The 10,266-nt window shown below is 45.2% G+C and carries 8 protein-coding genes, 1 tRNA gene and 1 pseudogene; 8 read left to right on the forward strand and 2 right to left on the reverse strand.

What is annotated here, in order from left to right:
• The 4 genes and pseudogenes from RH85_RS22805 to RH85_RS23635 form a co-directional block, all read left to right on the forward strand.
• Window positions 1–93 (forward strand): IS3 family transposase (locus RH85_RS22805; protein ID WP_138956491.1); only part of this gene is annotated, 93 nt, incomplete at its 5' end.
• Between the two features lie 29 nt (window positions 94–122).
• The gene (locus tag RH85_RS16835) at window positions 123–749 is read left to right on the forward strand and encodes a GGDEF domain-containing protein (protein ID WP_006713910.1); all 627 of its coding nucleotides are present in this window, start codon (window positions 123–125) and stop codon (window positions 747–749) included.
• Between the two features lie 140 nt (window positions 750–889).
• Window positions 890–964, forward strand: a tRNA-Gly gene (locus RH85_RS16840).
• Window positions 965–1,658: 694 nt separating this feature from the next.
• Window positions 1,659–1,733, forward strand: a pseudogene (locus RH85_RS23635) (3-ketoacyl-CoA thiolase); the annotation flags it as partial.
• Window positions 1,734–1,952: 219 nt separating this feature from the next.
• On the opposite strand, the gene RH85_RS16845 reads toward RH85_RS23635, so the two are convergent.
• A complete protein-coding gene (locus RH85_RS16845; RefSeq protein WP_006713911.1) occupies window positions 1,953–2,312 on the reverse strand; it encodes a DoxX family protein in 360 nt (119 codons plus the stop codon).
• Between the two features lie 100 nt (window positions 2,313–2,412).
• Here RH85_RS16845 and RH85_RS16850 point away from each other — a divergent pair, with 100 nt between their 5' ends.
• Complete coding sequence (locus tag RH85_RS16850) at window positions 2,413–3,306, forward strand: LysR family transcriptional regulator (RefSeq protein ID WP_006713912.1); 894 nt, start codon at window positions 2,413–2,415, stop codon at window positions 3,304–3,306.
• Window positions 3,307–3,607: 301 nt separating this feature from the next.
• Here RH85_RS16850 and RH85_RS16855 read toward each other — a convergent pair whose 3' ends face one another.
• Entirely contained in the window at window positions 3,608–4,828 is a 1,221-nt protein-coding gene (locus RH85_RS16855) for a carbohydrate porin (protein ID WP_006713913.1), read from the reverse strand.
• Window positions 4,829–5,437: 609 nt separating this feature from the next.
• Between RH85_RS16855 and RH85_RS16860 the strand changes: the two genes are divergently transcribed.
• From RH85_RS16860 to RH85_RS16870, 3 genes are all read left to right on the forward strand, one after another.
• Window positions 5,438–6,790, forward strand: coding sequence for a TolC family outer membrane protein (locus tag RH85_RS16860; protein WP_006713915.1), 1,353 nt, complete (start codon window positions 5,438–5,440; stop codon window positions 6,788–6,790).
• Between the two features lie 39 nt (window positions 6,791–6,829).
• Window positions 6,830–7,915 (forward strand): efflux RND transporter periplasmic adaptor subunit, encoded by a 1,086-nt coding sequence (locus tag RH85_RS16865; RefSeq protein WP_006713916.1) that lies wholly within the window; start codon window positions 6,830–6,832, stop codon window positions 7,913–7,915.
• Between the two features lie 5 nt (window positions 7,916–7,920).
• On the forward strand, window positions 7,921–10,266 hold a 2,346-nt coding region (locus RH85_RS16870; RefSeq protein ID WP_006713917.1), incomplete at its 3' end, for an efflux RND transporter permease subunit.

The following is a 10,266-nucleotide window of genomic DNA, read 5'->3' on the forward strand; positions in this document are numbered from 1 at the left end:
AAATATATTGAGGTTGATTATAATAGAACAAGAAGGCACAGTGCTCTTGGGTATTTAAGCCCAGTTAACTTTGAAAATCAAAATGTCGCTTAATGAAGTGTCCAGTCTAGCTGGAGCAGATCATGCCTCTTATCATCATTCTCGTGGTTATCGCGATCGTTAGTTACCTCATCGTGCTGAGAATGGCAGTAAAAGCAAAAACGCGTCAGCTAGAAAAGGCAAACTCCGAACTCAAATTGTTATCAGAGACGGACCAACTGACAGGTTTAAGTAATCGCCGGCATTTTTATCAAGAATTTAGTAAAACGGTGGCACATAGCGGGCCCGTTACCGTGTTGCTGTTTGATATTGATGACTTCAAAGCAATTAATGATACTTATGGTCACCAAGTTGGGGATATCGTGATTCAACAGGTAGGGAAAGCAGTCAAGCAGGTCTCCCAAACTCCGTATTTGATTGGCAGGATAGGTGGTGAAGAATTTGCCGCTGTGTGCCGTAATATTACCGCGGACGAAGCCATTGTGTTTGCAGAGCAGTTGTGTGAGTCGGTACGTCAACTCAAGTTATTTGATGATGGTCAGGCAGTCACTATTAGCTTGGGGTGTGCCTACTACACTGATAGTTGCGAAAGCATCTCGTTGTCTGAGGCCGATGGTTTGATGTATCAAGCAAAAATGAAGGGTAAAGATCAGGTAGTGATGCAAAAAATAGAGCAGGGCAGCGGATCGTTTCAGCCAGTAGAGGGATAACGGAGCATCCAATGAGTGCGTTTTTGTACTTTTATAGTGCAATGTGTATAAATACCAAGCAAACAAGCGTCGTTTGAATAAAAATAGCTTTCATTTTCAATTATCTGTGGCATATTAACTAGGTCTTCGAAACACAGTGTGCGTACTTCGTATAATGGCTATTACCTCAGCCTTCCAAGCTGATGATGCGGGTTCGATTCCCGCAGTACGCTCCAAATTTTCTCCTCCTGCTTCAATCACTTGCCGAATGCTTCTTTGCAGGAAGTTAGATTCTGGTAAGTAAAACAATTCCACCAAGCTGAATATTTTATTTTCTAATACTCACAATCAAATTCAAAAAAATAATTTCTACCAATTACGATTCTTTAGCAGAACGCTTTGGAATGACTCTCTTCAGATTACTTTTAGTCGTTGTTCATTTATTAGTTCTACTCATTCTCAATTTAGGAATCATTCGTAAAAGGCATGATTTAGCGCAAGCCATTTGAACACAAAGCTTCTATCCAAGCTGGTGCCAGCTCTCTTAATATGCAGTGCAGCAGGAAATGGCTCGTTTAGATTAAGCAGAGCAATGCAAACTAATTTCTGTCACTCTTCTTGTTAGGTTGAAAAATCGCCAGTTAACCACCGCATTGCTTTTCTTATTACAGCAAGGAGGCACTTGCTTTCGATTCATCCTTTTAAATAAACGAAGCACTTGCGGATGAACATAGGCGGGAACCAAACATCCATGTCTGGTTTCAGCGCTTTAACTGACTAGGATTAACTTAAAGCGTACGACCCAATTCAAAGCCATCCCAGATTGCTCCATGATCGTTCTCGCTTTTTAGTTGTCACCGATATTGAACATTTCATCAACGTCTAGTTATTTAGGCAAGTGATCTTCAGCTTTGTAGCCAAGCGCTAGCACAACGTGGTGGTCGATATGGGCTAGCAACCATGTGTATTGGTATGGGGCAAGGTATTGCGACGATCATTGAATGAGTAGAGTGAGTCATTTAATGGTTCGAGTTGAGCTCGTCATATAGGTGACCACGACAATAAATTATTGTAACGATTCAAGCCTTCAACCTGTGTTGAAGGCTTTTTTAGTACATTTTATTTCGAGTAGCTGTTGAGAAGCTTATTAAAAGAGCTTGGCGCGTGATGTCTACATAGCTGTCGGGAGAGCTTTTAGCCATAGAATTAACGCGAATGAGATTATCAACAGAGTGGAACCATAGCTAACGTCACCATCAGTGACAGGGTTAACGTCACCAGTGATGGCACCGCATCCTTCCATGTATCAAATCGCAAATGAAAGAATATTGCACCAATTGAGGTAAATGCCGTTAGACTCGCGCCGATTGCGCTAAGTTTTGGATTTGCCATTGATATCCCAAGTAACATGGTGATAGCGCCTATCGCTTCGATTATTCCCACCAAAAACATGGCGATGCGGTTAAGGCCATAATTGTGGAAAAACTCGAGTTGAAGGGTAAATATTTTCTTCGGCATGCCAACCGTTTTAACAAAACTGGCAAATAGGAAAAAGGCGATTAATAACCCTTGTATAAACAACATGGCTTGAGCTCCTTAAGTAAACGATAGGCCTATTAAACCATTCCTATAGCTTGCTAAACATACTAATATTCACCTTATTACCATTCCAAATAGGAATGTCATGGACAAGTTTACCTGTTTAAAAGTCTTTACCCGTGTTGCAGCATTAGGTTCGTTTACCGCCGCTGCCAAAGAATTGAATACCACTCAAAGTGCGGTCAGTAAAAAGATCCAATGGTTGGAGCAAGATGTAGGTATTACATTGTTTCATCGCCATGCGCGTGCGGTTAGCCTGACAACGAGTGGCGAGCAATATTTGGGTTTAGCGTTAAAGCTAATAGAAGAGATGAGCGTGTTTGAATCGCAATTAAGGCAACAGCAAGCTGAAGTCTTCGGCACCTTAACCTTATCTGTTCCCAGTGCGTTTAGCGTTCGATTATTGGCCGAGCCGTTGAATGCCTTTATGAGATTGCACCCAGATCTGAGCGTTGATCTATCGGTGTCTGACAAATTAGCTGATTTAGTTGAAAGCGATATCGATATTGCTATTCGCGCTTCATACCTTAAAGACTCAGGATTAAAAGCGAAGTGGATTATGGATAATGAACTTGTCTATTTCGCCTCACCAGCTTACTTAACAAGTCACCCTCCTATAGCGACCGCCCAAGATCTTCAGTGGCATAAATGCCTGTGCTATAGCTTGTCTACGCCTTCAAATTTGTGGCGATTTATGGATAATCAAGTAGTCATTAAAGCCAAAGTAAAAGAGCAATTTCGTTGTGATAGCCCCGAGATGTTAGTACAAATGGCTAAGTTGGGGCTAGGTATTGCGGCTATGCCCAAATGGATGATTGAAGATGAGCTTCATCAAGGGGTATTAACGCAGGTTTTAACGCAATACGAATCATTCAAGCTACCAATGTATATGGTCTTTAAGGACAGTGATTACCAGCCAAAGCGTATTCGCGCATTTATTGATTTTCTTGCTGAGCATTTTCGATCGCAGAAAAATTGAATACACGTGCGAATAAATAGGGTAAGTGTAAACTTTTTGATGCCCATACATTGACCATTGCCACGGCTTAGCTTTAGACCCTATCTTCCACTAATTTTTGTCAAGAACCGTTACAGTGGGCACTTTCAAACATGAAAGTGCCCATTTCCTTGTTTAAACTGATTTTGCACGCTCCTCAGCAAAGCAATATTTGACTTATTTTTCCTTATCTACCCAAGTGGCCAAATTCACTATGTCACTACCGACATCATGACGTGTATTCTGCCGCTTGTTCCCCAAACCTATTTTTTGGGGGGTGTTTTTAAAATCGAATATTGGTCCTAATGCCTGCTATCCATGCTGAATTCTGGGTGCTAACCGCGGGTTCAACGTATTGCAAATCGGCAGTCAATGTTAGCCACGGTGTTGCTTGATATGCATAGTAGACTTCTGCGCCTTGCTCATTATTCAGTTCCGTTCCTAATGGCAGGTTGGCAATGGTGTCTTGCAGTTCATTGGAGTAGTTGTAGTGGTAGTAACCGAGTCCCCAACTATCCATTGGTCGGTTAAAAAACAGTGCCTGACCACCCAATCCACCTGCAAATGTCGCATTCAGAATATTGGGGTTGCCATCTGCAATCGAACCTCTCAGGTAAAGCCCCCAAGCTTGGCTAGTATCTTGCGGATCTTCCACTAGGTTGTGGGAAAACTGCAGTCGGGCATTGTATTTGTATTTCGCGTTGTCGATAAACCCATGTTCAGGATCGAGAGTGCGATAATCGATGCCTTCTTCGGTACTGTAGGTATAAGCCGCCGTAATCGCAGAGCTGCGCTCAAAAAGCTGCGTGTTATAAGTCGCAGAAAGGCTTAAGTTCACCCCATCATCAAACAGTCCGTTCATGCTTAGGCTGTCTGTGTATCGGTCTCTCGGGTCATACACCATGGCGGTAAATCTTGTGTTGTTGATGGTGTGGTTGGCAATGGCTCCGACAAAAGAGGGAGGCGTAACTCCGCTTGGCGGAGCAGAGAACGCAAGGTTTAAGAATCCGTGTCTTGTCGCTCCGCCGTAGAAGGGAGCGTGACGTAGAAGCTCAAAGGCATCGATTTTACCCACTAATACACTGCTTCCGCTTGAGAACTGATGAGAGTAGTAGAGTGAAGAGAAAAACAGAGAGTCATCGTCCCCAAATTGGCTAGAATTTGGGGCGGATAAATTGAGAAAACCAAAGTCATTGGCATCACCACCTCTCGCCACCATCTGAGAGTGCAGCTTCCCCCCTGACCATAACCCCAAAGCGTCGAGATCTAAGCTGGCAATCAAATCCAGCCGATGCGATTGGTTGAGATCATCCTTAGGCGCTCCAGAAACTGCAGACTGAAGAACGTTGGTGTACTCAACATCGAAGTTCAAACCGTATTCTTGTGCGGTTGGGCGAATCTCTCCCCAATCTTTGAGTAAGTTGTCGTCAAAATGTGTTGCTCCGGCATAAAGAGGTAGGAGCAAAGATGAGGTGACAAAGGTGCGTAGTGGATATCGTTTCATGGTTGATCTCGATGGCTATTGTTTGGAACAAAGGAAAGGGTTACCTGCTCACCAGCAACAAATCGTATATATGTGTGATGGAGGTGGAGTCTGGCTCGAAACTTTCGTTGGGGAGGGCGGTAAAGTTCAACAAGATCTGAGCAAATATCATGGGCGACAACATGAGTAACCCGATAAAAAAAAGTGCTAGAAAGGTGTGTCTGGTCATATGCGCCTCCTCTGTAATAGAGCGCATCCTAGCAGCAGCAGAAAATTGCCAAAAATCACATATGATGGGGAAATTCGTTCAAAAATAAGAGATTTGATGTATTTGACCAAAATAGTAATGATTGGTTTTTACCATCATAATGATATTTTTTGATTGGTTTTTGCTTGGTATGGTAGCGCTATTCTCGACCAGGATGGTGATGGACAATCGTATTTACGACTGTCTGAGCGCAAGGATGTGCACCTTCGATTTCTAAATAATCAGGTGAAACCTATGTACCTATATTTTCTAACGCTGCTACTGCTCTTTAGCATGAGTTATTCATGGCTTGCTAAACGACCTCAACCTTTCGTCAACCTTTTAAATTTGGCTCCCTTACTTTTACAACGTAGGCATTTACGATGAAAAGCATCAATAGAATTACGCTTGGCATAGGGATGAGTGTGCTGAGTGTCAATGTGATGGCAGGGAGTGTGGATTTAAGCAGTTTATATCAAGACTCTATTGAGAATAATCCAGCCTTAAAATCCGCAGCGTATGAGATTGAACGTACAGGACATCAGCGCGATCAGTTATCCGGTTTATATCGCCCTCAAGTTGATGCGGACATTCAATATGGTGCGATGCGAAAAGATTATACGACCTTGACAGAGATAGACAGTCAAGGTGCCTCGTTCGGTGTTCGTGCAGGGCAAAACCTCTACAATCAAGAGCTTAATCAATCGGCGCAACTTTTAACTCAGCAGCAAGAGTTTTCCAATATTAGCTATCAAGTGGCATTAGAAAGTTTGCAATTGAGTGTCGCACAAAGGTATCTCGATACGCTGAAAGCACAAGAAGCTTTGAAGCAAGCAGACGCTAATTTGCACGCGATTGAGGAACAACTGACTCAAATCAAGCATCGCTACAGCAATGGATTGGTGCCTGAAAATGATGTGAAGGAAGCTCAGGCTCAGTTTGATCTTGCCACGACGTCGGTGATCTTTGCTCAGAATGATGTGGAAAAAGCCTTGGACGGTTTGTATGAGTTAACAGGCAAAAGCTATGACCACGTGAGTCCTCTTAACTTGGCAGAACTGGAACTGGTGATCCCGAGCGCAAGTCAGGCGCTTAATTGGGAAGAGCAAGCTCGAACATTCAGCCCTCAAATGTTAATTCAACAACAACTCGTTGGGCTATCCAAGCAACAGATTCAACTAGCCGAAGCCGGGCACATGCCGAGCTTGGGCTTGGTTGCAGAATATCGCTACGCGTTTGCTTCAAAGTCTCAAACGACCCCAATGGGTGGGGTTGGACAGGGTTGGACTGATCTTGATGACAACACCACACTTTTTGCCGGTGTGGCGATGACTCTGCCTGTTTATCGCGGTGGTACCACGAGCAGCAAAGTGGAAGAGGCGAGTGTTCAGTACCAACAGTCGCTGCAGCTTCAGGAGCAAACTTGGCGTCAAGTCACCCGTGACATCCGCAGTACCCAAAAAGACCTGGCTGCACTTAAAACGGCAAAAGTGGCTTACGAACAAGCAGTGAAATCAGCCGAAGCGGCCTTGATTGCCACAGAACAAGGTTTTGAGCTTGGCTCACGGACCATTGTTGATGTCCTCAATGCCACACAGCAAGTCTACCAATCCAAACAACAGCTTTCGGAAGCTCAGATCGACTTCATCTTGTCGGCGTTGAAGCTTAAATACCTTGGTGGGGAACTGACGGAAGGTGACCTTAAAGCAGTGAATTCATTGGCGAGCCGCACATAGAGTGCCAGCGACCAAATGAAACAGTAAGAGATAACGACAATGAAAAAAACATATTTAACCCTCGTCGTGGCAGCGACCTTAGTGGGCTGTGGAACCGATGTAGATTCAAAAAATGTGGCGCAAGCTGCACCAGCAGCCACACCAGTGACCATCACTGAAGCGCAAATGTATCAGCATACCCCGACCCAGTTTTATGTCGGTCGTATGCAGGCAATTGAATCAGCGAAGCTCACTCCTAGAACGACTGGATTTCTTTTAATTAAGCACTTTGAAGATGGCGCAATAGTAGAAAAGGGCGACGTTCTGTTTGAGATTGATCCGACTTCCTATCAAGCGGCTTACGATTCTGCTCAGGCAACCTTGAGAGAAGCAAAAGCGGCGCTTGCTTTAGCAACACTCAACCATGAGCGTACAACCAACATGCTCAAGACGGGTGGTGTATCCCAAGCACAGCTTGATTTGAGCCAAGCTGAACTCACTATGGCGAAATCTAGAGTGGAGTCTGCTAAGGCGAATGTGTTGGTTCAACAAGACAACCTCGACCAAACTCAGGTTAAAGCTCCCTACAGTGGCAAATTAGGCAAGAGCCAGTTCTCGATTGGCGATATGGTAGGGCCAAATTTTGGGCCTTTAACAGACTTGATTCAGATAAGCCCAATAGAGGCTTCGTTTTCGTTGAAAGAAGACGAGTTGATTCACCATCAACTGACAGCGGAAAGCTCAGCAATCGTGAGCTTAGAAATCGCCCAAGAGATCATGCCGACTCAAGGTCGAATCAGCTTTGTCGACAACAAGATCAATCCAAATAGCGGTACGATCTCTATCGCGGCGGAATTTGCCAATGACGACGCACGTTATACCCCTAATCAATATGTGCGGGTTGGCTTAAGCCCTGACCAACCATTGATTGGTGTAAAAATCCCACACGCTGCCGTACACCAAGACAATCACTCTCAATATGTCATGACAATCGAAGATGGGACTGCAACTCGTCGCAATGTTGAAGTGATGGACCGAATTGGACAAAACGTCTTTGTTTCCGCTGGTTTGGATGCCAATGAACCTGTCATTGTTGGCGCACTTCAACGGATTCGTGAGGGTGCACCAGTGGTTGCTGCGGAGTAATTGTTATGTTGAGTAAATTCTTTATCGAACGCCCTAAGTTTGCGTTCGTTATATCCATATTTTTGACATTGATTGGTGTTATCGCCATCAAAACCATGCCAGTTGCTGAATACCCAAGTGTGACGCCTCCTCAAGTTCGTGTTGTGGCTTTTATGCCGGGAGCAAGTGCTGAAACGGTGAAGGAAGTTATCGGCAACCCGATTGAAGAAGAGGTCAACGGAGTTGATGGCATGGTCTACATGCAATCACGTTCGACTAATGATGGACGCTATTTCTTAAACATTACGTTTGAAAACGGTATCGATTCCGACATGGCGATGGTGAATGTTTCCAACCGCGTGGCGGTGGCTGAAAATATGCTGCCTTTTGAAGTTCGAGCTCGTGGTATTCGCATCCGCAAAGCCGCGCCCGATGATTTGTTGGCTATCGCTTTCTATTCTCCTGCAGGAGAGATGAGTGAGTTAGAGCTGAACAGTTGGGTTGAAGCTAACTTCATGGAACGTATTGCGCGTGTACCTGGGCTTGCAACCAGTGATTTGATTGGTGCAACTTACGGCATGCGAGTGTGGTTGGATATTGACCGAATGGCATCGCTGGGTGTCAGTACCATTGAAGTTAAGAATGCGATTCGTGAGCAAAATGCGGTCGTTCCCGCAGGCCGAATTGGTCAAGGCCCAAGCCGTGAGAACAGTGCATTGCAGTTCAACTTGATCACTGAGGGGCGGTTGAGCTCCGCTCAAGAGTTTGAGCAAATCATTGTAAAAACCTTACCGGATGGCAATCACGTATACCTTGGTGATGTGGCTAACCTAGAAATTGGTAGTCAGTTCTATGATGCGTACGCGACCTACAATGGTGGTGAAGCCGCTCTTGTGGCTATGCAAGCCAACCCAGATGCCAACGCACTAGAAACCGGTGCTGTTGTTAAGAGCATTCTGAGTGATATCGAAGCGATTATGCCTGCGGATATGACTTATGCGATTCCGTATGACACCACACAATCGGTTGAAGCTTCTATCCGAAGTATTGTCGAAACTTTGGTGATAGCGGTGTTGCTGGTTATTGCCGTGACTTACATATTCTTAGGTAATGTACGAGCAACATTAGCTCCTGTTGTGGCGATCCCGGTTTCGTTAGTGGGCACCTTTGCGTTCATGCAGTTAGGTGGTTTTAGTATCAATACGGTGACGTTATTTGGTCTGATTTTGGCCATTGGTATCGTGGTGGATAACGCGATTTTAGTGGTAGAGAACGTTGAGCGTATCCTTAACGAGAACCCCGAATGGACAGCGAAAGACGCCACTATTCAAGCCATGAAGGAAGTCACCGGGCCGATTGTCGCCTCTACTTTGGTCATGCTGGCAGTGTTCATCCCTGTTGCGATGCTTCCGGGTATCACTGGGCTCATGTTTGCACAGTTCTCGATTACCATCTGTATTGCTCTTATTTTATCGGCCATCAACGCACTGACCCTGTCACCCGCATTGTGTGCCTTGGTGATGAAGCGTAACCCGACGCCTGCCAAGTGGTTTGTTGTTTTCAATCATGGATTTGACAAGTTGACCAACGCCTATGGCAAAGCGGTGTCATTAATGGTCCGTAAAGCGGCGGTATTGCTCGTTACTTTCGCGGTCGCGATTGCTGCTGTGGTGGGCATGAATGAAAAACTGCCAACGGCTTTTGTCCCTGCTGAAGATAAAGGGGTATTAGTTCTGGCGATGTTCTTACCAGATAATGCGTCAAAAGAGCGAACCCAAGCGCTGATCAACCAAGCTGAAGAGATTCTCAACAATGATCCTGCGATTGAAAACTTTGCCGGTGCAATAGGTTTTAATGCGCTGAGTGGGGGATTGGCATCAAATTCCGCAACCATGTTCGTGAATCTAAAGGACTGGGATGAGCGCCTTGCAATGGAAGGGGATCATACTCAAGCCGCGGTAGCTCAGCGATTGAATCAACAGCTTTATGCGATTGATAAAGCGAAGAGTATTGCGATGGGCCTCCCCCCGATCCCAGGTATCGGGGTGGGTGATGCACTGGAATTCATGGTGCAAGACACCGCAGGTCGCAGTGCGCAAGAGTTAGCTGATATGACTTATGCGCTGATGGCTGCGGCTAATCAAGCGCCTGAAATCACTAATGCGATGACCACTTACCGAGCTAATGTGCCTCACTATCATGTCAACATTGATCGCGAGCAAGCTCGTCAAATGGGAGTGACATTGGGGGCAATCAACGATGCGATGGCCACTCATCTTGCCTCATCTTATGTCAATGATTTTGCATTGAATGGTCGAAGCTACCGAGTGTTTGTACAAGCGCAGGGCGAGCAACGTAATGATTTGTCTGAC

This window comes from Vibrio ichthyoenteri ATCC 700023 (assembly GCF_000222605.1).
Classification (GTDB): domain Bacteria; phylum Pseudomonadota; class Gammaproteobacteria; order Enterobacterales; family Vibrionaceae; genus Vibrio; species Vibrio ichthyoenteri.

Excerpts from the sequence above, each read along its gene's own strand:
- RH85_RS16835 (WP_006713910.1), top strand. The coding sequence starts at position 123 with ATGCCTCTTATCATCATTCTCGTGGTTATCGCGATCGTTAGTTACCTC.
- RH85_RS16845 (WP_006713911.1), bottom strand. The coding sequence starts at position 2,312 with ATGTTGTTTATACAAGGGTTATTAATCGCCTTTTTCCTATTTGCCAGT.
- RH85_RS16850 (WP_006713912.1), top strand. The coding sequence starts at position 2,413 with ATGGACAAGTTTACCTGTTTAAAAGTCTTTACCCGTGTTGCAGCATTA.
- RH85_RS16855 (WP_006713913.1), bottom strand. The coding sequence starts at position 4,828 with ATGAAACGATATCCACTACGCACCTTTGTCACCTCATCTTTGCTCCTA.
- RH85_RS16860 (WP_006713915.1), top strand. The coding sequence starts at position 5,438 with ATGAAAAGCATCAATAGAATTACGCTTGGCATAGGGATGAGTGTGCTG.
- RH85_RS16865 (WP_006713916.1), top strand. The coding sequence starts at position 6,830 with ATGAAAAAAACATATTTAACCCTCGTCGTGGCAGCGACCTTAGTGGGC.